Origin of the sequence: Paenibacillus tengchongensis, assembly GCF_008973665.1 — a bacterium.
Taxonomy (GTDB): domain Bacteria; phylum Bacillota; class Bacilli; order Paenibacillales; family Paenibacillaceae; genus Paenibacillus_AQ; species Paenibacillus_AQ tengchongensis.
In genome coordinates this window covers 53,623-77,831 of record NZ_WACP01000002.1, presented here as the reverse complement: position 1 = coordinate 77,831, position 24,209 = coordinate 53,623, and the positions used below count along the sequence as shown (strand labels likewise).

Genomic DNA, 24,209 nt, shown 5'->3' with positions numbered 1-24,209 from the left:
GGTCCTGTCAATACTCACCATGAAAATCTCCCCGAAATACTCGTAACGAATTCACGCCCTACGAGCAGAGCTGGAGTAGAACACTTCCCCATGCATATGCTGAATGCTGTCCCAGAGAGCGGGATTGGTCGTGTCTGGAGAACGATTCTCCAGAATGGCCTGGTATAGAGCGGTCTTCTCTTCCAAATGGGCAACGTGCAGTTTGGCTTCCTCGAGCTTAGCCAGCGCAGCTTCTTTATGCTCCATCATGAGTGTGTACCGCTTAAGAATGGTCGAATCCCCTTCGAGACATAAATCGATATACATTTTAATGACATTGATCGGCATTCCGGATTGCTTGAGACATTTGATGCCCTGCAGCCAGTTGATCGATTCTCCATCAAATAATCGGATATTATTCTCATTGCGCTGTACGCTTGGCACCAGACCTTTATCCGTGTAAAAGCGCACGGCGTGCTCGGTGAGTCCCGTGATCTGAGCGGCTTCTTTGACCGTATACATTTGAATTCCCCCTAAAAAATGAATAATAGCCTCTTGCCTTCGTGTAACACGAAGGTACTAAGCTTATTGTAATGCAACTGAGCCGTAATCGGAATTCCCGCTCCAGTCCCAAATTTCCGGGATACGCTACGCGCCGATTGCCGTTATCCATCTGATCCATAGGAGGAATTTCCATGCAAACTGTAACGTTGAACAACGGTGTGAAAATGCCGATCCTAGGCTTTGGTGTCTACCAGATTCCCGACGCTGATGAGTGCGAGCACGCGGTGTACGAAGCATTGTTGGCCGGTTACCGCTTGATCGACACCGCCGCCGGTTACCTTAACGAGGAAGCGGTCGGACGCGCGATCAAGCGCAGCGGTGTACCGCGTGAGGAGCTGTTCATTACCACCAAGATTTGGGTTCAGGACGCCGGCTACGAGAGTGCCAAGCTTGCTTTTGCAAAATCCATAGAGAAGCTGCAGCTCGACTATCTCGATCTGTACCTGATTCATCAGCCGTTCGGCGATTACTACGGCACCTGGCGCGCGATGGAAGAGCTGTACCGTGAAGGCACAATCAAGGCCATCGGGGTCAGTAACTTCATGCCGGACCGACTGATGGACCTCATTGTGCATAACGAAATTGTCCCCGCCGTTAACCAGATCGAAACGCACCCGTTCCACCAGCAGACAGAAAGCGCTGCTTTCTTGAAAGAGCAGGGCGTGCAACACCAGTCGTGGGCACCGTTCGCTGAGGGACGAAACAACATGTTCAGCAACGAAGTGCTGACCTCGATTGCGGAAAGACACAACAAATCCGTCGCCCAGGTCGTGTTGCGCTGGCTTGTTCAGCGGGGGATTGTTGTCATTCCAAAATCGGTACGCAAGGAGCGGATCGTTGAAAATTTCGAGATTTTCGATTTTGCGTTGAGCGCGGATGATATGGAACACATTTCCGCACTCGATACGCGGGAGAGCCTATTCTTATCGTACCGCGATCCGGCAGTCGCCAAGATGATGGGCAACTGGAGAGTCGAACTGTAAACCTTGGTGCGGTTAAGCCATGAAGAAAGGACAGGGCGGGTGCCTCTGTCCTTTCGTTTGGTATCATACGTATGGGCGGAATTGGGCGATATAGAAAGTAACTACCTCATATTAAGCCTTCTTAATGACTAACATACTGTTAGCCCCCTTCTGAAACTCATAAGGAACTTTGATTTCTTCCGTAATGCAACCTTGACTTTGTATGAAATCGACCAACTTATCCAAATGTTCATACTTATTGCAAGATAGGTCAGTTAAAGGAAATATACGCACTTCATCTCTTGTTACACGTAATAACTCCTGAAGTGATTGCACGTGGAAATCGTAATCCAACCTATCAGAGTACATAAACAAGAAATGGGCGGAAAGAGTTAATTCAAATTCATTATCTTTGAAGGGCAATACAGGCAATACAGCAGGAACATACCGATGGGGGAACTCTCTCATGTCATTCGAACAATTATTTAACGCTTGTATTCTCTGCTGTTTTAACCCTTCTGCCGATTTAAAATAATCCCATAAGTAATTACTTTGTGCATTTTCCAAATTTATCATAACGTGTTCAATATCATCAATTCCTTTTCTAACAAGTTGCTCACAAGGATGATAATAAGCAATGTCAGTTGCAGTAGCATCTGCACCTATTTTGTTTGCAATTGATGTAAAAGAGCATGCACCCGCAGGACAATCAAGAATCTTCCGACCACGCAACTCCTCTTGAGACAGGTTGAACATCTGCATATACTCATCAAAGGTTCTCCCAATAAAAACAACACGGCTTAAATCCAATTTTAACTCTGCTCTACTCATCTCATCTCACCTTTTCTCAACTATTCTAATGTCTAGCTTGAGGATACTTTACCAATATTTATTTAATTATGCAAACCTTTTTATTTGAATCGCTAAGAGTCAATTTGTGGCGACTGCTCAACCTCCAAGCCTTGTTACCACTACAACTATCAGTACAATAATTCCGAGCCAAATCAGCCAGATTACCGGGTGACCGATATTGTATGATTAGGATAATGGGGATAGCGAAGCTTTCTGTAACCATAAAATATGACCAAGCACGGCGGAAAGTTACGTTTTGGAGATTATGATAGCAATTTTTTTAGCGTATGATTCTTCACATACAATAAGATTTTGCAATAATAAGCTTCATAATATATACCTTACTACACTTTAGGGGAATAAGGCGTACTGCTGATTATTTATTTTCCGTACGGGAGTTCTTTCGGAATGGAGAGACTATGAAAAAATTTATTGTCTTTATGGTTGCATTACTTATCCTGTTCACCGGATTCGCAACACCAAGTTATGCATTATCAGATTCGCAATCCGATTCAATACAAACATTACTCGATGATGCAAGCCGTATATCAGGTGTACCGGGAATGTCAATCTCAATACTTGCAAACAATGAGGTGCTCTACTTTTCTTCCGGGTACGCAGATCGTGAAAAGGGACTGTCGGCAAGCGAAAATACTCTATATGAGCTAGCTTCGGTAAGTAAAGCTTTTACCGGTGCGGGTATTCTGCTGATGGAAGAACAAGGACTGCTGTCAATGTCAGACCCTATCCAGAAATATTTGCCTTGGTTTACATTAAAGTATCAGGGGAAACACGTTGATATGCAAAATATTACACTCAATAACTTTTTACACCATACTAGCGGCTTAACAAATCGCCGTCACAGTCAAAACATTCCACAAGGCAATACGCCGGATATGTTGCAAAAAACCGTAGAAATGCTCGTAGATTCTGAATTGTCGTTCTATCCTGGTAAGCAGTATACTTACGGAACTGTTAATTATGACGTATTAGGTCTGGTTATTGAGATGGTGTCGGGACAAAGCTATGAGGACTTTATGAGAGAACAGGTATTTCAGCCGCTCAGTCTTCACCAGACGTATGTTTATAAAGAAGATGCTCAAGCCACCGGACAGTTGGCACAGGGCTACCGTTCTTCCTTTTTTATGACAACTCCATATAACGCGCCGGATTATTCCGGGAATAAACCCGCAGGCTACATCATTTCTTGTACAAAGGATATGGCGCGTTGGATGGGCATACAGATGGGTATTGTGCAGGACATACCCGAAATATTCCATACGGTTATCGAAAAATCACATCAGGGTGATATGTCTGTTCCGGCTGTCAATGAAATGTATTATGCGGCGGGCTGGTCGGTAAATGCCAACCAAACGATTATAGAGCACCCAGGGGGCAATCCCAATTTTGGAACCGAAGTAGCCATACTGCCAAATGAACGAACAGCTATCTGCTTGCTGACCAACGGCGCAAATATCAATAGAAGCATGGTACTAAAAGTTAAAGATATATTAGACGGCAATCTGACTCAGTCATATGAAATAAGCGGCACACAGCTTTTGGATATCATTTTGTCGTCTACCACAATTATTCTTTGCCTATTGGCTGTTCTGTTCTTTCTCTTAGGATTACGCAGAAGGAAAACGAATGCGCGGCAGCCAATGACAAAAAAGCGAGTAATCGTAACAGCTATTTTGCTGATTGCTACGATTGTCCAGTGTATACTGTTCTATGCATTAGATTGGTCAACGATACTTATTTGGCAAACATATAGTGTTCTTACCGCTTTGATTTCGTCGGCATTATTAACAGCAAGCATTACATGGTTTGTATACACTCACCGATATAATGCCTCCTTCCGAAAATAAGCATTTCATTGATAGGGTTCTCCGCGATGGCTGGAAACGGCAAGTTTTTAAGCCACCCTTTTGGGATGGCTTTAATTGAGCTCTTTACATCAGTTACACTTTACGTACCGCAAACCATAATTCGATATCATTGAGGCCTGGATTTGTGAGAGCCATCCTTTAAAGCAGCTTAATGATCTCTCCCAGCTCATCGACCAATCCTTTTGCAAGTTCAAAATGGTTATCTTTTAATGCCAACTCTATTTTCATTTCAACCGACTTTTTCTTTTGTTCCGTTTCCAAATAGTCTCGATTAAAGTGACTCGCATAAATCATCTGTCTAAATTTTCTCATGCTCATTTTCCTAATCTTCTTATCGTCAATGATTAACACATAATGCATGCCGTTTACGACCGAATAGAAATCATGAGAAACCATCAGAATCGCACCTTTATAGTCTTCGATGGCTTTCTCCAGTGCGATCTGTGCATAGATATCCAAATGGCTTGTCGGTTCGTCAAGAAGCAGAATGTTTGCCTTGCTGGCAGACACTTTGGCCAACTGAAGCATGTTTTTTTCTCCACCGGATAAGGATTCGATCTTTTGATTAAGGATTTCCCCTTCAAAGCCGTAGTTCGAAAGATACGCTCTAATCTCATCATAAGTGTTAAACCCGGCATCAATGAACTCATCCAGTATAGTGTTCGAATCCTTGAGCGTTTCGCCTTGAAGCTGGGATAAATAAGCCACTTTCACATCAGCATTTATCTTAATTGAATCATGATTATTTTTGAAGATTTCTCGGAGTAAAGTCGTTTTCCCGGTACCGTTTGCACCGATAATGGCTACTTTATCTGTAGATTTTATTTCAAAGTTAACATTTTCTAAAAGCAGCTCATTGAAGGCAATGCTGTAATCATGGACTCTTACAATAGTGGTGTCTTCCATTTCATGATCCATACCAAATGTAATATCCGGCTGCTTAATATCGACAAACGGCGCTTTAATTCTACGTGCTTCCAATCTTTCTTGAAACTTCACTCTAGCTTTTAACGCTCTGCCTCTGGAAGCTTCTGAATTATAAGTCGCGATCGCTCTAAGATTATCGATGATGCTGTCGTATCTCTCGATCTCTTCTGCTTCAGCGACTGCGATTTCTTGCAGCTCAATTTTGGTCTGAAGCAACGAGAAATGATATTCGATATACCGCCCGTCAAACTCTTGGATCTCCTTGTTTTCCAGATGTATGATTTTGTTAAAACAATGATTGAGCAAATAGCGGTTGTGCGTAACGACCAGCAGCATTCCTTTGTGGGAATTGATCAATTTTTTAAGCGCATTTAGGTTTTCAAAGTCTAAAAACACATCGGGTTCGTCCATGATCATCAAATCAGGACTGCTCAACATTTCTTTGATGACTTGAATAAGTTTGAATTCCCCGCCGCTCAGAGCAGATACGCTAAGGTCCTTTAGCTTCATGAGGTTGGTCAGGTTGAGCTGCTTATTGATGTTATTTTCGAAATTATCCCCATCCATTGAAGCGAATGCGTCCAAAGCCAATTGAAGCTTTTCCAGCAGTGAATCCATATCCGATGTGGTTGCCATTTCCGCATAGATCGACGTGATTTCATCTTGGATCTTAATAAATTTTTCTCCGATATATTCAAAAACGGTCATTTCTTTATTTTGCTCGACTTGAGAGAACTGGCTGACATACCCGATTGTACAATCCGGGTCGATCTCCAATTTGCCCTCAAATAAATGTCTTTCCGGGTCCATGAGTATATCGATCAGTGTACTTTTCCCACTGCCGCTTGTTCCGATAAAGGCGCAGTGTTGTCCCTCTTCAAGCTTAAACGAAATGTCCTGATATAGCTCTTTTTGCGGAAACGAAAAGGATAAGTTATCAACTTTTATCATATGGTTACCTTTCTCAAAAACGATAGTGGTGACGGGCTGCCTACAAAATCTCTTTATTAAAATGTCCTCTTGTGTCTGTTTCCGGATTAAAGACAGCCTGATTCATTGAGCCATTTAATTTACCTGACGCCATATTAATGACTCTCACAACCTGTTCTTTAGATTCAACTGTGAAGTTTAATCTGAACGCCTCGATTCCTTTGAGGTTTGGTAGCTCATCCAGAAGATTAAGCGTCTTCCCATTAAGGAGAGTCGTTGTGCAATCATCATGGGAAATGATAGGGAACGTTCCGTGCTCATCTTTTAACTCATAGCTCTTTGTTTTGCAAATTCTGCATTGGTTCATTTTTTTCATCGGACAATATTTTGTAAACATCAAAGGAGCCTTGCCATATACATTCATTTCCAGTGCAGGATAGCCATCATTTTCTTCATAATAGGCATTCATTAAATCTTCAATTTGGCTCTTATTTAATTCATAAGATAAAGTGACTCGTTTTGCACCTAATTTATATAATTCATAGCAACTGGTAGCATTAATAACATTTAGTGAATAGTCCGTAACAAACGGATTCGTTTCTCTGTAGTAATAAATTCCGCCATATCCTCCGATTAGGAGCTGCCCTTCTTTTTCCTTATAATCATTCTGATTTCTTCTAACCACATTTTCAAAATAGATTTCCTTAATTCCACAGCTCACGCAAGCATCATACTGTTCCTTAGTCGTTACAGAGGCCGTAAGGTATGGTTTTTCAGGGGCAAAGCTTATTTTTTCTTTTGCTTTCAAAGCCTTGGTTCTTTTCTTCTGACTGTTAAGCTTTAAATCATATAAGCCCAGTACAATATCTCTTCTTGCTGCATTTAACAGTTTAGCTGGAATAAATGCATTGCATTCCTCATAATCGACATGATGAAGTTGGAATATCGTATCATTTAATCTTGAGAATTGCTTGATTACCTGGTCTATGGTTGTGGGATTATTAATGGCTTCGCCCAGTATTTCCTCGCTTTCATATGAATAATTAAAGCCTAAGCCCTCCGCATCTATGCGAAGCTTTGAATCTGGATATGCATATACTCGAATATCGAGCTTAAACCGCTTGAATTCTTTTTCCAGTGATGATTCTAATTCTTTGTGATAGAAATAATCCTTCGTTTTATAGACTAAATCTCCCGTAGACATCTTTTCTTTGATTTTGATATAGCAGACATCATCTGCTTTGTTGATTAATTCGCCATCTTTATCATACAGTTTTGCAACCGTTAAATTAACATCTTCATGGTTGTGACTTATTCGGATGTTATCATTTTGATTTAGAGGACGTGTAAGTGTTATTTCATACGTATCTTTAACAATTTTGCTGATTGTTCCAATTTCATAACCAAAGTTATTCGGTCTTATGATGTTTGTAATATTTCTCCTATCTTCGCGAAACAAATATCCTTTTGTAAATGTTCGATTGAAGGTTTTTTTTAGATTTTCTTTATCTTCTTCGGTTATTTTATGATCCAAGGCCATGCGATATTTGGATACAACATTAGCCACATACGTAGGATCTTTCATTCGACCTTCTATTTTTAAAGAATCGATTTCTTTTAAATCATCGATATAATCGATTGTGTTTAAGTCCTTAGTAGATAGAATATAGCTTTTCCCTAAAGATGTATCTGTTGTCTTATCCATTAGTTCATACTCCTTACGGCATGAACCCACACATCTTCCGCGATTTGCGCATCGATAGCCGCTCAATCCTGACATTAGACAGTTTCCCGAATAAGATACACATAAAGCGCCGTGAACGAAAATTTCTAAAGGGATTTCCGCTATTCTTTTGATCTCTTTTACTTTTTTAATCTCAACCTCACGGGACAGAACCACTCTTTTAGCACCCAGTTCTTTAAATAATAAAGTTCCGTCTACATCGTCTATTCCCATTTGAGTTGAACAATGTGCTTCCATATCAAGAAAGTTCTCAACGATATAATCGAAAGCAGCTAGGTCCTGGACGATAATGCCATCAACACCGATTTCATTTAATTGGCGGATCTGTTCTTTCATCTCTTCCACTTCGTTCTCGAAAACGATGGTATTCATGGTAACATAGATTTTAACGTCCCTCAGGTGCGCATACGTAACAGCCTCTTTTAACGACTCTAAATCAAAATTAGAGGAGTACGCACGTGCACCAAATTTTTGCATTCCTAAGTATATGGCATCACAACCATTCGAAATTGCAGCTTTTAAAGCCTCCATACTTCCTGCTGGAGCTAATAACTCAGTCATTTCTTCCTCCTTATGAGCCATAAATTACACGCTAGTTAAAGCGACATTACTTTATCCTAGTTAAGATGGATAATACGATAATAACTACTATAAATCCGATAAATGATGTTATGACTGCTCCCTAGTAAATCAATAAAATTATTAAAAACCAAATTTCACGATTAATCATAAAATAAGAACTACACTTAAGCTACAGCAAAACGCACAAGCCAATGGCTTGTGCGTTTGTTTCTAACGACCTTATATTCCTAGAGGTGCAAAAGTTCAAAGCATTTCTGAACTAGCTCCCTTCAAGGCAAATCGTCATTATATAGCACAAAAAACTTGCACCTACTTATGATACGGTTCACCGCGCTATCTGTAACGGCAAGTTTCAAGGTCATCCTTTGCTGAAAAACATATTCTTTATGCAACCTGATATATGCACATGAACAGAAAGCTTTGCCTAGCCGTCACATCTCCCGTCATGATGGGTATAAAGAAAATCCAATATGTCTGCATTAAGCGTTTTATGGAAATGTTCGCGATCAAAGCCTGGGGGGTCTTGAGAAGGGAGAAACGTCGGGCTCTTCATCGATTCCGGAAAGGGGCTTGAGTTTTTCCTTGTTGATAATCAAGGGGTCGAGGGTTACTCCGTAGAGCAAATGCCACATCCCGGATTCATCCAATGCTTTCTTCTCCATGGTCCGAAACAACGTGTCTACGATTCTAAGATCGGAATGAAACAATTCGTACGCGGCAAGAGTCAATCTCCGCCTCCTGATATAATCTGAGACGGTGTTTCGTGTAACGGATTGAAAGATTCGGTGGAAATGATAGGGGGAGTATCCTACCCATTCTGCAATTTCTTCGGCTGTGGTCTTTTCTATCAGATGAAAGTTTTAGGGCCATCCTTAGTCTCCCTCATCTATGAAGAAAGGACAGGGCAGTCGCCCCTGTCCTTCTTTGCTTTACCTAAATTTTTCTATTATATATTTTAACTGTTATTGGAGCGACAATCATAACAAGGAGTATGCCGATAAAGATGGTCATTGATGCGCTTGAAGTGAACTCTCCATGATTGGCTAAATCTTTAAAAGCTGTGACCAAATAAGTAATAGAATTATGTTCAGCTACGCTCCGCAAAAAATGGGGCAACGTATCAATAGGCACGAAGGCGTTGGATAGGAACGACATCATCATGGTGACCATTGTCGAAATACTAGAGATCGTTGCTGCGGATTTGGATACCAGACCAATCAATGCAAACACCCAACTGATGGCGCATGCGCCGAATATGGCCAAAAGCGAAGCGACGATCAACCACCCAAACCCGGCTTCCGGACGCCATCCAAGAATGTAGCCCGTACCGATCGAGAAAAAAGCCGCCGCGACATATCGTAAAATATCTGATGTTACTAAACCAGCCAGTGGAGCAATCCGGACAATGGGTAATGATTTAAACCGATCAAAAACGCCAGTATCCAAATCCTCCCGTAATTGCGTGCCCGTTGCCGCTGACGACATGACCAGTGTTTGAATGAGAATTCCCGGCACGATGATTGGCAAGTATCCTTGTACACCTCCAGCAATCGCACCTCCGAACAGATAAGAAAAGACGATCATGAAGAAAATAGGTATTACGGTTACATCGATCAATTTATCAGGATTATGTTTGATTTTCAGGATATTTCTTTTTGCCATTACAACAATATCATACAGAGCGCTCTTTAAGTTGTTTTGTTTGCTTATCACAGATTCCATGTTTATCTCCCCTAATTATTTAGTTAGTTCCAAAAAAACCTCATCAAGCGTTGGTTTTCTAACCGAAAACTCTTTGATTTCTATATCTTGCTGAGTTAAATCTAATAGTAATCTCGTCATCACTTTCGTGTCTGCCAGCTTAACGGTCAATTTGGTTCCTTCGGGTGAAATCATAGCCTCCTGAGCGATTTCCGCCTTGATTAGTCCTTTGGCTCTTTCGGCGTCCCTCATATACTCCAGAGTAATTTCAAATTGGGTATCGCTTAACAAAGATTTCAATTCATTCGGCGTTCCCTGAGAAATGATTCTTCCATGATTAATTATCGCCAGTCGATCTGCTAGTTGATCCGCTTCCTCCAAATACTGAGTTGTCAGCAAGATCGTTGCCCCGTCGTTTGCCAAGTTGCGGATCACTTCCCACATCTCTCCCCGTGTGCGTGGGTCTAAGCCCGTTGTCGGTTCATCAAGAAAAATGAGTGGAGGCTTCACGATTAAACTCACCGATAAGTCCAACCGTCTACGCATCCCGCCCGAAAATTCACGAATCGGTCGATCCTTTGCCTCGGTTAATGAAAACTGGTTGAGTAGTTCAAGAGCCCTCGCTTTGGATTGACCCGCTGATAAACCATTTAATTGCCCAAAGAGCCTCAAGTTTTCCATCGCGGTCAATTCCTCATCAACGGTTGCATATTGGCCCGTCAAGCCAATCAAGCTTCGAACCTTTCGGGCGTCTTTGGTGACGTCTTTACCAAAAACCATCGCTTTGCCTTTTGACACTTTAGTAATCGTTGCAAGCATTCGTAAGAAAGTTGTCTTTCCTGCACCATTCGGACCCAGAATACCGAAGATCTCTCCTTTCTTAATATCCAAAGAAATACCATCGACTGCTCGCTTGTTAGGAAATTCTTTAACGAGCTCTTTAGTTGAAACGGCTAGCTCTGTCATTCTGTTTTCTCCTTTGCACATTTAATAAGGGTACCTTAATAATAAAATAAGGTACCCTTACTAAATTGTCAACAACATAATTTGAATTACTTCGGTGACCTGATAAAATAGAGGGGTATGGAGAACGAATAAGGGGAAATTATTGTGGATGAAAAACAATTGAACATTGATATAACCACTAACTTTATGAAATATAGTGATTTACTTACGGCGTTCTTAAAAGAAAACATACTTAATGGCAGCAGCGTGTTTACCTCTCTAAATCGAGGGCAAGGGAAAATATTGAGTATCCTTCATCAGACACCAAATATTTCCCAAAAGGAATTAGTCAATCAATTGGATATGCGCCCGCAATCTGCTTCCGAAATGATTAAAAAGCTAGAAAAAAAGGGATTCATCGAGCGGTATAAATCTGAAGAGGATCAACGCGTGATGATGATTACGCTAACTAAAGCCGGCAAAGTCGTTTTAAATCAAACCGGAGATTTTCAGCCTGTATTTTTAAATGTTCTAACGATGGACGAAAAACAACAATTTAATCGAATACTCGAAAAACTTGTATCCGAAATTGAACCCGAAGTCGCGAAATTTCGAAACAAGCATTAAGGCGTCTTTTCCGGAGAAGGTAGGTTGCAAAAATCAAAGGGAGCCGTCCCTAAGTCGATGATTTGGGGACGGCTCCCTTTACTGTTTACCTCACTTTTTGCTTGCTATTAATTTTTTGGGACAATCCAACGTATTGCAGAGCAAATTTCGCCCTACTTATGATACGGTTCACCCCGATTGATCTTCACCGCGCGATAAATCTGCTCGGTCAGCACCAGCCGCATGAGCTGATGGGGCAGCGTCATGCGGCCGAAGCTCATGCGCTGCTGCGCGCGGCGCATCACCTCATCGGAGAGCCCGTGGCTGCCCCCGATGACGAACACGACATGGCTCGTCCCGTAGGTGCCGAGCCGGTCGAGTTCCGCGGCAAGCTCCTCGGAGCTCCAGAGCTTGCCGTCGATTGCGAGCGCAATGACATGCGCCTCGCTCTTGATGTGCGCAAGGATGCGCTCGCCTTCGCGCCCCTTGACCTGCACAACCTCCGCGTCGCTGAGGTTGTCCGGGGCCTTCTCATCGGGGACCTCGATGATCTGGAACTTCAGGTACGGCGTCAGCCGCTTCGCGTATTCGGCAATGCCGTCCACCAGATATTTTTCCTTCAATTTGCCTACGCCGATAATTTGAATAAGCATGTTGTCCTCCTGTCGGTAAACCCTCTATATAACAGCAAAAGGACGCATCAGCACGTCCTTCGCATCTTCGCGATTTCTCTTCAGTTCTACCATACTTTCAGGTAAAAGGAAACCTGCCGGGTGTTATATAATAAGGAATAACTGAGTAAAACTGATTTCCTGGAGCGTGCTTATACATGACATCCGCACTTAGAATTACACGTTATTTGTTCAGCGCAGGGGTCGTCCTATTTGTCTTACTGATTTTTATAAATCCTTCATACTCAACCTACAGCTTCTTGATGTATATGAGCTTAAGCATAACGCTGTTCTTGCAAGCCATTGAATCCTATGTTGGACAAAAGTACCCGCAGGGTACAAATTTATTATTAGTTATCGCTGCAATGATGTGCATGTTGGCCTCCACCTTGCTTCTTTAGCCCGCCACATACAACAATCCCCTGCTCTTCGATCCGGAAGAGGCAGGGGATTTATTTGACCAGCTAGGCTAAGCACATCGGTTACACAACCAGATACTCCGCGTTCTTCTCGCATTCTGCACATTTCGCCGGCGGGTCCCAGTCCGAGAACTCGGTCTCCTTGAGGTCCACCACATCCGGTGCATCCTCATACTCGTCCACAAATTTATCGATGGCCAGCTCCACATGTTCCTTACATACTACATACATTCAATCAAGCATCCCTTTCTGTGCCGCGCTTCGTAGTCTTCCTTCTTCTGTTCTACCACACTTCCCGGCAAAAAGGAACCTCCCGGGCCGCATTTCACCCGATCTGCCAAGAACCGTCCGTCAGGCGCGCTGTTGTTCCGGCAGCTTAAACCTGCATTCACCATTATGCGCCTTCCGCTCCTGTCCCCTCTTCTTCCTTACGCCCGCTCTGCAAACTCCCGTACCTCCCCGGCAATCAGCTGCAGCGCCCCCCGCCAGAAGTCCGGCGAATGGACATCAATATCCAGCAGCAGCGCGGCATCGCGAATGTTGGCAGTACCTGTGGCAGCCAGGAATGACCGGTAGCGTCCGGCGAAATCTCCGCCCTGCTTCTTATACTGCGCATACAGTCCTTTTGAAAAAAGCAGCCCGAATGAATACGGGAAGTTCAGAAACTCGTTCCCCGCCATATAGTATCCCGCCTTGCTGATCCACTGATACGGATGAATACTGCCTGGTTCCACGCTGTCTCCGTACGCGGCAGTCATGGACTCCAGCATCAGGCCGTTCAGTTCCTCTACTGACAGCGGGCCGCTTCTCCGCTTCTCATACAGTCTGCTCTCGAACAAATAACGGGCATAGAAATCAACAATGTAATACCCGCTGTCTGACAGGCTTCTCTCCAGAAGGGCCAGGTCTGTTCCGGCAGCGGCCCGGTTCAGGAGCTCCTGATGGACCAGACTTTCGCAAAAGATCGAGGCCGTCTCGGCCACCGGAACCGGATAGTCGGTATTCAGCATGCTTTGCCCAGCCAGGCAGCTGCTATGGTACGCATGCCCGATCTCATGGGCCAGCACACTGACATCCACGGGCTGACCGGTGAAGCTGGTGATGATCCGGCTCTCGCCAAGTGGAAAAATATCGACGCACATCCCGAAGCTACCTTTACCGCTGCGCGGCTCGGCATCGATCCAGCGGCGCTCGAAGGCTGTGCGGGCGAAGCCGCCCAGTTCTTCACTGAAGCTGCTGAATGCGGAGCTGATGATTTCCGCCGCCTCGCGGTAGGATAATCTGCCGGACTGCTCCGCGCCGAGGGGCGCGAACACATCATGAAACGGCAGCGCACCGGCGTGCCCGAGCAGCTCCGCCTTCTTGGCATAGTAGCGGTGGAAGACCGGCAGGCTCTCCGCCACCGTCTCCAGCATTACTGCAAGCGTCCGCTCATCCATCCGGGAAGCGGCCAGCACCTTATGCAGCGGCGAAGCGTAGCCGCGCAGCTCATAGATGGCCGCAGCCTCGCCGGTTACAGCATTCAGGCAGGCAGCGCTCTGCCCGGCCACACTGCGGCAGGCCTCATGCTCGGCAGCCGCCGCAGCCGCCCGGACGGCCGGATCGGCCTCATAGGCGAGGTTCCGCAGCTCGGAGAGGGACAGGCTCTGCCTGCTCCCCTGAAGCTCTACCTCCGTCCGCAAGGTAGACAGCGTCTGCATATAGAGTCTTTCCCAGGCCTTGGACCCGGTCAGCTTCATCCGGGCAATGGCCGCTTCGGCCTCTTCGCCAAGCCGGTAACGGGACTGCTCCCGCAGCCCGCGCAGATAAAAGCTGTGCTCGCCGAGATAAGCCGACGATTCCAGAAGTCTTGCAAACTCCGGACCGTCCAGATGGTTTAACCACTTGCCGAAGCATGCCAGGCCCTCATCGGCCTCCGCTGCCGTCTCCTCCAGCTCGTCCATCATGCCCGCCGCTTCCTCATTGCCGCCTTCCGCGCTGTAGCGGAGTTCGGCATAGCTGAACAGACAGATATAGACGCTTTTATAAGCATTGTACTGCTTCAGGAAATTCTCCGTCCGTTCCGCAGCATTCTGCTCATCGTTCAAATGAACCGCAGACCAAGCCTTCAGCCCGGCAGCCAGCCGTCCGGACAGCTCCCGGTCATCCCGGAATTTCTCCGACTGAAAACCTGGATACAGGCTCTCCAGTTCCCACGTTAATTCCATATATATAACATCCCCCTGTTATCTCATTAGATTACCAACAGGTCTGATTATCTTTCCGCAGCATCTTACATGCTCACACCTCTTCCGCTTCCTTAACAACCGCTCCATTATATCACGGCAGCAAGATTATAAATGTGAGGTGCACCCTAGCCCTCTTTTTCCGGCACGTATAAGGGTTATTTGTCACACACTCTCCAAAATTGTATATTATGTAATTTTATTGATTTAAGTGAAACTTATCCTATTGGAAGGCGTCTAAAGATAAAGGGGTACTATTGAACTTGATAAAAAACCATTAGGTATCCGGTCAGTGAGTTTGTCCAACAATAATCACTTGGCTGTCCATGTGAGAGACCATGAGGGATCAAGATTGATTATATTAAGTCTTTCAGACGGAAAACAGAGTGTATTAAATGGCCTGCCTAGTAATGGAGTTTTCAGTGAAAAAATAGATAGCTACAATTGGTCCCCCGATGGGAATACCATTGCTTTTGGCTTTGGTGACTTGGGCTCCAGTTACATTGCACTGTACAACACTGAGGACAGCGCCTTTTTGAGTCTTTCTGAGCAAAACTTTATACTGATTACATCCGTAATATGGCACAAGGATGGTCAAGGATTCGATTTTTTAAGCAACACAGATAATGCTGACAATCCAGTAATTATTTACCGGTATACCGTAAAAGATAATTCGATCCATAAGGTAACTGATCATCTCACTGAACAAGAGCAAACAAGCTTAACAACAGAATTTTTACCAGTAAAAGTAGAATAAACACTGGTTCATTTGAAGCAGAGCAAGGATGGGCTTAAGCCCATCCTTACTCTGCGTTTAAGATTAACTTTCAATGATAGTAACCTTACCAGTGCCCCCGCCCAAACTTGCAAGAACATAGATCAGGCTGCCTTGGTCATCCTCAGAAAGTCTTACGCAACCATGCGTCGGACGCAGCGGATAGTTAATTGCACCTGGCTTGGCTGATAGAGACGCAGATTATACCAGATAGCTCTATATCACTGTATGCTGCATCAACCGCCTTCTATTGAATAGGGTAATAGAGGTTAGGGATTTACAACCTGGATTCATTTTATAAAAAGTTAATACATTCTTGATTGCGACAAGTGTAACGCGATATTATGATGATTATAAATTCTGCCAAGTCAAGGAGTGCCTGCCATGATTAATCCGTCCATTACCGAAGGAGTCATCCGCACACGCACCAAGCTTCGCCAAGACTTACTGATTTCGATTCTTGATGAATTTGATGAACACATTATGGGACTGGACCCGCACAGCCGGGCCGGAAAGTACCGTAAAATGGCGCAAAGCGCCTTCTCGTTCTACCGGGGCAGCGCTTATCTGTTTTATTTTGACGCTACGCGCCAGTACTTCCCCTATCACACCTCCGGAGAGCGGCCGACCTGGATTCAGGGGGATTTGCATTTTGAGAATTTCGGGGCCTTCCGCAGCGAAGACGGAGAGATCGTCTATGATGTGAATGATTTTGACGAAGGGTATGTCGGCTCCTATCTGTATGATCTCCTGCGGATGTCGGTCAGCATCGCGCTTGTCGGGCGCCAGCTGGGGCTTGACACGGATGGGCAGCTAGGCAGTATCGGGGAATACATACAAGCCTACCACCGGCAGATTCGCCGCTTCGCCCAAGGCAAGGACGACCCCGAGAAGTTCCTGATGAACCAAAGACAAGCCAAGGGTCCGGTGCGCAAGCTGCTCCGCAAGCTGGAGAGACGGCGTCAGGGGCATTTCCTGGAGAAGGTAACGGCGCAGATGCAGACCGGGCGGGTGTTTCTGGAGAACACCGAGCTGGCCATACCGGAGCTTGCCGAGCAGGAGCAGCTGGAGCAGGCGTGGAGCTTTTATCTGGATACGATTCTCGCCCCTAAGGAGAACAAGGACCATTACCGGATCAAGGACATTGCCGTGAAGCACGGCTCCGGTACGGCATCGATTGGCCTGGACCGCTTCTATGTGCTGATTGAGGGCGACGCGGGAGCGGAAGAGCTGGATGATACAGTGCTGGAGGCCAAGGAGGTGCGCGTGCCGGTGCCGGCCTATTTCCTGCCTTACTCCGAGTCGTTCTGGAGCTTCTTCGCCCATCAGGGGAAGCGGGTCGCGGCAACACAGCAGGCGATGCATCATAAGGCCGATCCTTACCTCGGTTTTCTTACGCTGGAGGGCCGCTATTTCTACGTGCGGGAGCGTTCTCCTTACAAGAAACGCCTGAAGCTCCAGGACATTTCGGATCGCGAGGATATGGAGCGGGTGCTGGAGAGTATGGGCCGCCTGACCGCCAAAATGCATGCCCGCGCCGACGCCGATGTGAACAAGGGCATTCTTGCCTACCACAGTGAGAAGGAGATTGCCGCCGCCATGGGGCCGGATGCCGATGCGTTTGCCAAGTATATCGCCGAGTGGGCTTACTCCTATGCCAATCAGGTGGAGAAAGATTATGCCATGTTCACCGAATGGGTACAGGAGCGCTTCGGTGTCGGCTTGCCGGAGGTACCGGTGGAAGACACGGCGGTCCATGATGCCCTCGCTCAGGAGGAGCTGGTTCAGGAGGAGCTTGTGGATGAGGAAGCCGCGTCTGGGCCTCTGGTGACTGAGGATGCCGTGCCGGAAGCAGACGGAGAGCGCGAACTGATACGGGATGAGGCAGCGGCGGCGGTGGAAACAGCGGCTCAGGATCATCCGGTGCAAGACGGGGCAGCCGGAATTCCACCGGTAGAGGATGTTCGGGGTGCAGAAAGACCGGATGAGAGCGAGTTGGTCCGAAATGAATCTGTAGAGGAATCCCAGATCGAAGAACCACCGGCAAAACCCAAGCCCGCCCGCAAGCCCCGGGCCCGTAAGGCTTCCCCTCAGAATCCGCCGGAAGCCACCGCGCCAGTGGACCTACCGGCCGATGATACTTTGCGCAAGAATTCTGGGGAATCCCATAACCTTTAGTTTTGCACAGCCGACGTATACTGGGATAATCTAAAGCAGCCAGGCAAGCTCACAAGGAGCGGTCTGGCTGTTTTTTGATCATGCCTATGAATAACCGCCCGCAGCACAAAAAGCTCTCCCCGCTCCAGTCAAAGAGCGGAAAGAGCTTTATTCAAACCGGGTAATCCCCTTCCGTTACCCAGTGTATCCTTCTTCCATCAGCCGGCCTTACTCTGCCGCTGCCTGATTAAAGCCCTGCGGGCGGTCCAGCTCATACAGCTTGCGGTAGCGCGGCTGCGATGCCATCAGCTCCGCATGCGTGCCGCGCATCTCGATGGCGCCGTTCTCCATGAAGATCACTTCGTCCATCTGTTCCGCGCCCACCAGGTGATGCGTGACCCAGATCAGCGTCTTGTCCTGCATGGCCTCGAACATTGTGGAGAGCAGCTCGCGCTCGGTGCGCGGGTCGAGCCCCACCGTCGGCTCGTCAAGCACGACGACCGGCGTGTTCTGCAGCAGGATGCGCGCGAGCGCGATCCGCTGCCGCTCGCCGCCGGAGAACCGCTGCCCCGCTTCGCGCACCGGGGTGTCATACCCCTGGGGCAGCGAGGCAATCAGGCCGCCCAGCCGGGCGAGTGCGGCCGCCTGCTTGACGGCGTCATCCGGCGCATCCGGATCACCGAGCCGGATATTGTTCGCCACCGTGGTGTCGAACAGATGCGGGCTCTGGTTCAGCACGGCGATGATGCCGGGGATGTGCTCGCCGTAGGCGGCCGCGTCCAGGCCGCCGATCCGCACCGTGCCGGCGGCAGGCGCCAGCACGCCCTGGATCAGCTTCAGCAGCGTGGATTTCCCCGCGCCGCTGCGCCCGATGACCGCGATCTTCCTTCCCTGCGGAATATCGATGCTGACATTGCGGACGGACCATTGTCCGTCCGCCTCATAGGCGAATCCGGCATGATCCAGCCGGATGTGCACCTGCCCGCCCGCTTTGGCGGCGGCGGCAGCCTGGGCCGCCTGCTCCGCTGTCTCCGGCGTGACGGTGAACAGAGCGGCCCGCGGCACATCGGCCGCACTGCGCTCTACACCGTCCAGCCGCTCCAGCGAGCTGGCATACTGCGGAAGCTTCTCGACCGCTTCCGACACCGGCAGGAAGGCATCCGCCACCGGAAATACCACAAGTGCGAAGGCGGCAATCAGCGTTCCGGCAATGGCGCCGCTCTCGTATTCGCCTGCCGCCCAGTAGATCATCGACAGCACGGCCACCCCGACCACCGCCTGGCCAATGAACATGCGCACGCGCGCCCAGCGGCGCAGCGCGCCGTCAGTGCGGGCGACCGTCTTCTCGTCCGCTTCATACGTTTCGACGAACTGCGCCTGCCGTCCGCTGATCATCCAGTCTTCCATGCCGAGCACAGCATCGGTCAGCTTCTGGTAGAGCCGGTTACGCTCGGTCTTGACCAGCCGCTGCCGCTTCTGGGTGAAGAACAGCGAGATCAGCGGCAATACCACCACCAGCACCAGAATATAGAGTGCCATCAGCAGGGCAAAGGCCCAGTCGAACGTGCCCAGGGCAATGACAGCAGCACCGTAAATCAGAAGCGCAATCACACTCGGAAAGACGGTCCGCAAATAAACATTCTGCAGATATTCAATGTCTTCGGCCAGCATGCCAAGAATATCGCCGGTACGGAAACGCGAGGAAAGGAACAGCGCCTGCGGCTCCAGAACCTTGTACAGCCGGATGCGCATCTTCGAGAGCACCCGCAGAATCGTATCATGCCCGACCAGCCGCTCCACATAGTGGATGACCGCCCGGCTGGTCCCGAAGGTGCGTACGCCGACGATCGGCACATAGATCATCAGGATGTTCTCCGGCGGAATCGACGCCTTGGAGATCAGAAAGCCCGAGGTATACATCAGCGATGAAGCCGAGAATATCGTCAGCGCACCCAGGGCGATGATCAGCAGGAAACGCCAGAAATAACCCGAAACATATGGGGCAAACCATCCTTCACGTTTCAACGGACTCCCTCCCCTTGCGCCTCAACCAGCTCGTAATAAGCACCCTTGCGGGCCAGCAGCTCATGGTGTGTGCCGGCTTCGGCCACCCGTCCCTGCTTCATCACGACAATCAGATCCATGTCGATCATCCAATGCAGGCGGTGCGTCGCCAGGAACACCAGCTTGCCCTCGAACAGGGGCAGCATCGTTTCTTTCAATTCATATTCCGTCTCAATATCGAGGTGAGCCGTCGGCTCGTCCAGCAGCATCACCGGACGGCTGCTCAGCAGCGAGCGGGCCAGCGCCACGCGCTGCTCCTGGCCGCCGCTGAGCGAACGTCCGCCGCTGCCGATTGGCTCGTTCAGTCCGCCCGGCAGTGACTCCACCAGCTGCGACAGCCCCGAGGCCGACACAACAGCGGCCACCTCTTCCTCCATAGCCTCCGGATGATAGAAACGCACATTATCGGCCAGCGTACCGCTGAAGATGTACGGTCGCTGCGGAATGTAAGAGGTCTGCTTGCGCCAGGCTTCAGCGGTCAATGCGCTGAGGCGCTTGCCGTTCAGCGCCAGCTCGCCGGACGAGGGATGCAGGAAGCCACCGAGGATATCGATCAGCGTCGACTTGCCCGCACCGCTCTCTCCGATAATGCCGATCTTCGCGTTTCCGTGGAATGCAAGATTGACCTCTTCCAGTGAAGGAATGCCTTCAGCTTCATATTGCACACCAATGCCCCGCAGCTCAAGAGTACTGCCCGGACTCCAGCTGAATACAGCATTGTGGCCGGCCGGTACTGCCGGCGCTGCGGCTTCGCCGGTATCGAGCAGCCTGGCTTCTACGGTATTGCGGTCGATAATATCCTTCATGGCCTCGCCGGCCTCCTTACCATCCAGCGTAGCATGAAAGTCCGCCCCTACCAGCCGCACCGGCAGGAAATACTCAGGCGCCAGAATGAGAATCGTCAGCCCCGTCACAAGGGTCATTTGTTCATTAACCAGCCTGAGACCCAGGCTGACTGCGACTGAGGCTACCGACAGCATCGTAAAGAAGTCCATCGCGAAGGACGAGAGAAACGCCACCCGGAGTGTCCGCATGGTCGCCGAGCGGTAGCTGTCACTGACCTTGGCGATGCTGTCCGCATGGCTGCGGCTGCGGCCGAGGAATTTCAGCGTCTCCAGCCCGCGCAGCGAATCCACGAAGTGATTGGACAGTGTGCGGTACGATTTTAACTGGCGGTCCATCTGCTTGCGGGCAGTGACACCGATGAGAATCATGAACACGACGATAATCGGCATGGTCAGCGTAAGAATCACCCCGCTCGCCGTATCCAGCGTGTATACATAGACCAACAGCAGCCATGGGGTGATCCCCATCCCTACCATACGGGGAATAATCAGCTCCAGATAAGTGCGGAACTTGGTCACTCCCTCCAGAACCATCGTAACCAGCGTCCCGGTTCCCCGGTTGCCGGCAAGCCGCGGTCCCAGCTGGAACAGCTTGTCCATCATTTGTTTCCGCATGCTGCTGCCGGTTGCCTCCGCAAAACTATAGGAGACACGGCTCATCAGCATCGCGCAGGCATGGCGGACCAGAAACGCAAGAAGGAACAAGAGCGTCTCGGCCCCTTGTTCCTTCAGCGGTTCTCCCGCGAACAGCGCGGAGACAACCCCTGCCAGCGACTTCGCCAGCAGGATAATGGATAAGCTTTGCACCAGGGTAAGGAAGCCTACGATCAGGAAGACCGGTTTAACTCCTTTGTACCCAAGCAAATTTTTATCCATCAGTATTCCAGATGCTCCTTCTCGTGAACCCGTTTATGGAAAATGAAATAACTCCAAATCTGATAGCCCAACACGAACGGCAGCAGCGACAGCGCTACAATCGTCATCACCTTCAGCGAATAGTGGCCGGAGGCGGCGTTAGTAATCGTCAGGTTGAATGCCTGATCGATCGAGCTGATCATTACCCGCGGGAAGAGTCCCACGAAGATGGACAGTACTGACAAGGCCATCACCGCTCCCGTCATGCCGAACGCCCAGCCGTCTCTCTTCTTGCTCATGAAGTAACCGGACAGTACAAAGGCGGCAATGCCCAGCACCACCAGCACCCACAGCAGGGCTCCGCGCTGCTCGAAGATGTCGGTCATGAAGTACGTCATGGCTACAAAAATGACTAGCAGTGCAGCCAGCGGCAGCAGCAGCGTCCGCGCCAGCTTGCGTGCCCGCGCCTGCAGATCGCCGAACGTCCGCAGCGTGGTGAACATCAGGCCATGCACCAGGCACAGCAGGACAACGGTGATACCGGCCACAACCGTATATCCGTTCACGATATCGAAGAATCCGGCATGCATTTGCATATCGGCGTCGATCGGCAGCCCCTTGATGAAGCTGGCGAATACGACGGCGAGCAGGAACGGCGGCAGCAGGCTGCCGAAGAAGATGCAGGCATCCCAGGTTCTCTTCCAGGCCAGCGAATCCCGCTTGCCTCTGAATTCAAAGGCCACACCGCGGGCAATCAGCGCCAGCAGGGCAAAGACAAACGGAATATAGAAGCCGCTGAACAGCGTTGCGTACCAGTTCGGAAAAGCGGCAAACATCGCGCCTGCCCCCGTCAGCAGCCAGACTTCATTGGCATCCCAGAACGGACCGATCGAGTTAATCAGCACCCGGCGCTCGGTATCATTCTTGGCGAGAATTTGCGTTTCCATCCCTACGCCGAAATCGAAGCCTTCCAGGAAAAAGAATCCGATAAACAGTACGGCAATCAGTACGAACCAAAGTTCATTAAGAGAAAGCATGCGACGATCCCTCCTTGTTGTATGGATCATGCGCTACGCCATGATCGTTATCCATGGCATAAGGGCCTTTTTTGATCACTTTGATGAAGAGTCCAATCAGCACCGCGCCGAGAATAGCGTAGATAGCTGTAAAAGAAATGACCGAGAACAGCACCTGACCTGCAGTCACATTCGGCGATACACTGTCTTCCGTTGTCATCAGTCCAAACACCGTCCATGGCTGGCGGCCGATTTCGGTCATAATCCAGCCCGAAGTATTGGCAATCGGCGGCAGGAGCAGTCCCCACAGCATGAAGCGCATAAACCACGTATTCGGACGGTCCATCTTCTTACGCCACATCAGGAACATGGCATACAGGCCCAGCACAACCATCAGCGATCCGGCAGCGACCATAATCCGGAAGCTCCAGAAGGTGGTCCGTACCGGCGGGATATAGTTCCCCGGGCCATACTGCTGTTCATATTCCGCCTGCAGCGTGTTCATCCCTTTGACATCACCGGAGAACTTGCTGTAGGAGAGGAAGCTCAGCATATACGGGATCTTGATCTCCCCGCTGTTTGATTTATTGTCAGGATCGATATTGGCGATAACGGTCCAGGCCGCCGGGTCACCGCTGTCTTCCCATAGACCTTCGGAAGCCGCCATTTTCATCGGCTGGGTTTCTACCAGATATTGCGCCTGGGCATGGCCGGCAACGGCTACACCAATCGAAGAGACAATCCCGACGATAGCGGCAATTTCAAATGATTTTCTGAAAAATGGAACATCCTGCTTCTTGAGCAGCTTATATGCACTGATGCCTGTTACCAGGAAAGCGCCTGTAGCATAGGCAGCCAGCACCGTATGCGGGAACTCCACCAGTAATTGTCCGTTCGTAATCAGAGCAAAGATGTCGTTCATTTCGGCACGGCCGTTGTTCATTTCAAAGCCCACCGGATGCTGCATGAACGAATTGGCGGTCAGAATCCAGAAGGCCGACAGCATCGTGCCGAAGGCTACGAGCCAGATCGACAAGAGATGCACCTTCTTCGAAACTTTGTCCCAGCCGAAAATCCAGATACCAATAAACGTTGATTCCAGGAAGAAGGCAAGCAGCGCTTCTACCGCCAGCGGTGCACCAAAGACGTCACCTACAAAGCGGGAATAATCCGACCAGTTCATTCCGAACTGGAACTCCTGAAGAATCCCTGTTACTACACCTACTGCAAAGTTAATGAGAAACAGCTTTCCCCAAAACTGTGCCATTCTCTTGTACTCTTCGTTGCCTTTGCGGACATACATGGTCTCCATAATTGCGATGATGAGCGCAAGTCCGATCGATACCGGTACAAAGAAATAATGAAAAATCGTCGTCGACGCAAACTGGATGCGTGACAGCATTACTGTATCCATACTGCTCCCCTTCCTTCTCCCCATTTCATATGTCTATTCTGTCAAAAGATTAACAGGTAAAGTGTGATAATTATCACATTATACACC

At 48.6% G+C, this 24,209-nt stretch carries 19 protein-coding genes and 1 pseudogene; 5 read left to right on the top strand and 15 right to left on the bottom strand.

Going from position 1 to position 24,209, the window contains the following annotated elements:
* Positions 1-51: 51 nt before the first annotated feature.
* Positions 52-501, bottom strand: coding sequence for a MerR family transcriptional regulator (locus F1381_RS03260; RefSeq protein WP_151733390.1), 450 nt, complete (start codon positions 499-501; stop codon positions 52-54).
* A gap of 173 nt (positions 502-674) precedes the next feature.
* Here F1381_RS03260 and F1381_RS03255 point away from each other — a divergent pair, with 173 nt between their 5' ends.
* Positions 675-1,526, top strand: coding sequence for an aldo/keto reductase (locus F1381_RS03255; protein ID WP_151733389.1), 852 nt, complete (start codon positions 675-677; stop codon positions 1,524-1,526).
* A gap of 111 nt (positions 1,527-1,637) precedes the next feature.
* Here the strand turns inward: F1381_RS03255 and F1381_RS03250 are convergent, their stop codons facing one another.
* Positions 1,638-2,336 carry an SAM-dependent methyltransferase gene (locus tag F1381_RS03250; RefSeq protein WP_151733388.1) on the bottom strand — a complete coding sequence of 233 codons (699 nt, stop codon included), beginning with the start codon at positions 2,334-2,336 and terminating at the stop codon, positions 1,638-1,640.
* Positions 2,337-2,776: 440 nt separating this feature from the next.
* On the opposite strand from F1381_RS03250, the gene F1381_RS03245 reads away from it, so the two are divergent.
* Positions 2,777-4,225 (top strand): serine hydrolase domain-containing protein, encoded by a 1,449-nt coding sequence (locus F1381_RS03245; RefSeq protein WP_151733387.1) that lies wholly within the window; start codon positions 2,777-2,779, stop codon positions 4,223-4,225.
* A gap of 159 nt (positions 4,226-4,384) precedes the next feature.
* On the opposite strand, the gene F1381_RS03240 is transcribed toward F1381_RS03245, so the two are convergent.
* From F1381_RS03240 to F1381_RS03215, 6 genes and pseudogenes are all read right to left on the bottom strand, one after another.
* Positions 4,385-6,124, bottom strand: a complete 1,740-nt coding sequence (locus F1381_RS03240) for an ABC-F family ATP-binding cassette domain-containing protein (RefSeq protein ID WP_151733386.1) — start codon at positions 6,122-6,124, stop codon at positions 4,385-4,387.
* A gap of 40 nt (positions 6,125-6,164) precedes the next feature.
* Positions 6,165-8,408, bottom strand: a complete 2,244-nt coding sequence (locus tag F1381_RS03235; RefSeq protein ID WP_151733385.1) for a U32 family peptidase — start codon at positions 8,406-8,408, stop codon at positions 6,165-6,167.
* 445 nt (positions 8,409-8,853) lie between these two features.
* A pseudogene (locus tag F1381_RS28735) lies at positions 8,854-9,000 on the bottom strand (alpha/beta hydrolase family protein); the annotation flags it as partial.
* On the bottom strand, positions 8,936-9,253 hold the full coding sequence (locus tag F1381_RS29215; RefSeq protein ID WP_425495246.1) for a helix-turn-helix domain-containing protein: 318 nt from the start codon (positions 9,251-9,253) through the stop codon (positions 8,936-8,938). The pseudogene F1381_RS28735 and the gene F1381_RS29215, both read right to left, overlap by 65 nt.
* A 109-nt stretch (positions 9,254-9,362) precedes the next feature.
* Positions 9,363-10,151 (bottom strand): ABC transporter permease, encoded by a 789-nt coding sequence (locus F1381_RS03220; RefSeq protein WP_151733384.1) that lies wholly within the window; start codon positions 10,149-10,151, stop codon positions 9,363-9,365.
* Between the two features lie 15 nt (positions 10,152-10,166).
* The gene (locus F1381_RS03215; protein ID WP_151733383.1) at positions 10,167-11,096 is read right to left on the bottom strand and encodes an ATP-binding cassette domain-containing protein; all 930 of its coding nucleotides are present in this window, start codon (positions 11,094-11,096) and stop codon (positions 10,167-10,169) included.
* Positions 11,097-11,240: 144 nt separating this feature from the next.
* On the opposite strand from F1381_RS03215, the gene F1381_RS03210 reads away from it, so the two are divergent.
* A complete protein-coding gene (locus F1381_RS03210; protein WP_151733382.1) occupies positions 11,241-11,702 on the top strand; it encodes a MarR family winged helix-turn-helix transcriptional regulator in 462 nt (153 codons plus the stop codon).
* Positions 11,703-11,854: 152 nt separating this feature from the next.
* On the opposite strand, the gene rlmH is transcribed toward F1381_RS03210, so the two are convergent.
* The 3 genes from rlmH to F1381_RS03195 form a co-directional block, all read right to left on the bottom strand.
* A complete protein-coding gene (gene rlmH / locus F1381_RS03205) occupies positions 11,855-12,334 on the bottom strand; it encodes a 23S rRNA (pseudouridine(1915)-N(3))-methyltransferase RlmH (protein WP_151733381.1) in 480 nt (159 codons plus the stop codon).
* 500 nt (positions 12,335-12,834) lie between these two features.
* A complete protein-coding gene (locus tag F1381_RS03200; protein WP_082452016.1) occupies positions 12,835-13,002 on the bottom strand; it encodes a CxxH/CxxC protein in 168 nt (55 codons plus the stop codon).
* A 197-nt stretch (positions 13,003-13,199) separates the two neighbouring features.
* Entirely contained in the window at positions 13,200-14,978 is a 1,779-nt protein-coding gene (locus F1381_RS03195; protein WP_151733380.1) for a M3 family oligoendopeptidase, read from the bottom strand.
* A gap of 370 nt (positions 14,979-15,348) precedes the next feature.
* Between F1381_RS03195 and F1381_RS03190 the strand changes: the two genes are divergently transcribed.
* Both F1381_RS03190 and F1381_RS03180 read left to right on the top strand, forming a co-directional pair.
* Positions 15,349-15,753 carry a hypothetical protein gene (locus F1381_RS03190; protein ID WP_151733379.1) on the top strand — a complete coding sequence of 135 codons (405 nt, stop codon included), beginning with the start codon at positions 15,349-15,351 and terminating at the stop codon, positions 15,751-15,753.
* A 402-nt stretch (positions 15,754-16,155) separates the two neighbouring features.
* The gene (locus F1381_RS03180; RefSeq protein ID WP_151733378.1) at positions 16,156-17,949 is read left to right on the top strand and encodes a DUF2252 domain-containing protein; all 1,794 of its coding nucleotides are present in this window, start codon (positions 16,156-16,158) and stop codon (positions 17,947-17,949) included.
* A gap of 207 nt (positions 17,950-18,156) precedes the next feature.
* Here F1381_RS03180 and cydC read toward each other — a convergent pair whose 3' ends face one another.
* From cydC to F1381_RS03160, 4 genes are read right to left on the bottom strand one after another with little or no spacing between them, the layout of a single operon-like run.
* Positions 18,157-19,953 (bottom strand): thiol reductant ABC exporter subunit CydC, encoded by a 1,797-nt coding sequence (cydC, locus tag F1381_RS03175; RefSeq protein ID WP_151733377.1) that lies wholly within the window; start codon positions 19,951-19,953, stop codon positions 18,157-18,159.
* Positions 19,950-21,713, bottom strand: coding sequence for a thiol reductant ABC exporter subunit CydD (cydD, locus tag F1381_RS03170; RefSeq protein ID WP_151733376.1), 1,764 nt, complete (start codon positions 21,711-21,713; stop codon positions 19,950-19,952). Before cydD ends, cydC begins: the two co-directional genes overlap by 4 nt.
* Entirely contained in the window at positions 21,713-22,729 is a 1,017-nt protein-coding gene (cydB, locus tag F1381_RS03165; RefSeq protein ID WP_151733375.1) for a cytochrome d ubiquinol oxidase subunit II, read from the bottom strand. The genes cydD and cydB overlap by 1 nt, the downstream gene beginning before the upstream one ends.
* The gene (locus F1381_RS03160; protein WP_151733374.1) at positions 22,716-24,122 is read right to left on the bottom strand and encodes a cytochrome ubiquinol oxidase subunit I; all 1,407 of its coding nucleotides are present in this window, start codon (positions 24,120-24,122) and stop codon (positions 22,716-22,718) included. Before F1381_RS03160 ends, cydB begins: the two co-directional genes overlap by 14 nt.
* Positions 24,123-24,209 lie beyond the last annotated feature (87 nt).

Excerpts from the sequence above, each read along its gene's own strand:
- cydD (WP_151733376.1), bottom strand. The coding sequence starts at position 21,713 with ATGGATAAAAATTTGCTTGGGTACAAAGGAGTTAAACCGGTCTTCCTG.
- F1381_RS03160 (WP_151733374.1), bottom strand. The coding sequence starts at position 24,122 with ATGGATACAGTAATGCTGTCACGCATCCAGTTTGCGTCGACGACGATT.
- F1381_RS03255 (WP_151733389.1), top strand. The coding sequence starts at position 675 with ATGCAAACTGTAACGTTGAACAACGGTGTGAAAATGCCGATCCTAGGC.
- F1381_RS03250 (WP_151733388.1), bottom strand. The coding sequence starts at position 2,336 with ATGAGTAGAGCAGAGTTAAAATTGGATTTAAGCCGTGTTGTTTTTATT.
- F1381_RS03195 (WP_151733380.1), bottom strand. The coding sequence starts at position 14,978 with ATGGAATTAACGTGGGAACTGGAGAGCCTGTATCCAGGTTTTCAGTCG.
- rlmH (WP_151733381.1), bottom strand. The coding sequence starts at position 12,334 with ATGCTTATTCAAATTATCGGCGTAGGCAAATTGAAGGAAAAATATCTG.
- F1381_RS03260 (WP_151733390.1), bottom strand. The coding sequence starts at position 501 with ATGTATACGGTCAAAGAAGCCGCTCAGATCACGGGACTCACCGAGCAC.
- F1381_RS03220 (WP_151733384.1), bottom strand. The coding sequence starts at position 10,151 with ATGGAATCTGTGATAAGCAAACAAAACAACTTAAAGAGCGCTCTGTAT.
- F1381_RS03180 (WP_151733378.1), top strand. The coding sequence starts at position 16,156 with ATGATTAATCCGTCCATTACCGAAGGAGTCATCCGCACACGCACCAAG.
- cydB (WP_151733375.1), bottom strand. The coding sequence starts at position 22,729 with ATGCTTTCTCTTAATGAACTTTGGTTCGTACTGATTGCCGTACTGTTT.
- F1381_RS03235 (WP_151733385.1), bottom strand. The coding sequence starts at position 8,408 with ATGACTGAGTTATTAGCTCCAGCAGGAAGTATGGAGGCTTTAAAAGCT.
- F1381_RS03215 (WP_151733383.1), bottom strand. The coding sequence starts at position 11,096 with ATGACAGAGCTAGCCGTTTCAACTAAAGAGCTCGTTAAAGAATTTCCT.
- F1381_RS03240 (WP_151733386.1), bottom strand. The coding sequence starts at position 6,124 with ATGATAAAAGTTGATAACTTATCCTTTTCGTTTCCGCAAAAAGAGCTA.
- F1381_RS03245 (WP_151733387.1), top strand. The coding sequence starts at position 2,777 with ATGAAAAAATTTATTGTCTTTATGGTTGCATTACTTATCCTGTTCACC.
- F1381_RS03200 (WP_082452016.1), bottom strand. The coding sequence starts at position 13,002 with ATGTATGTAGTATGTAAGGAACATGTGGAGCTGGCCATCGATAAATTT.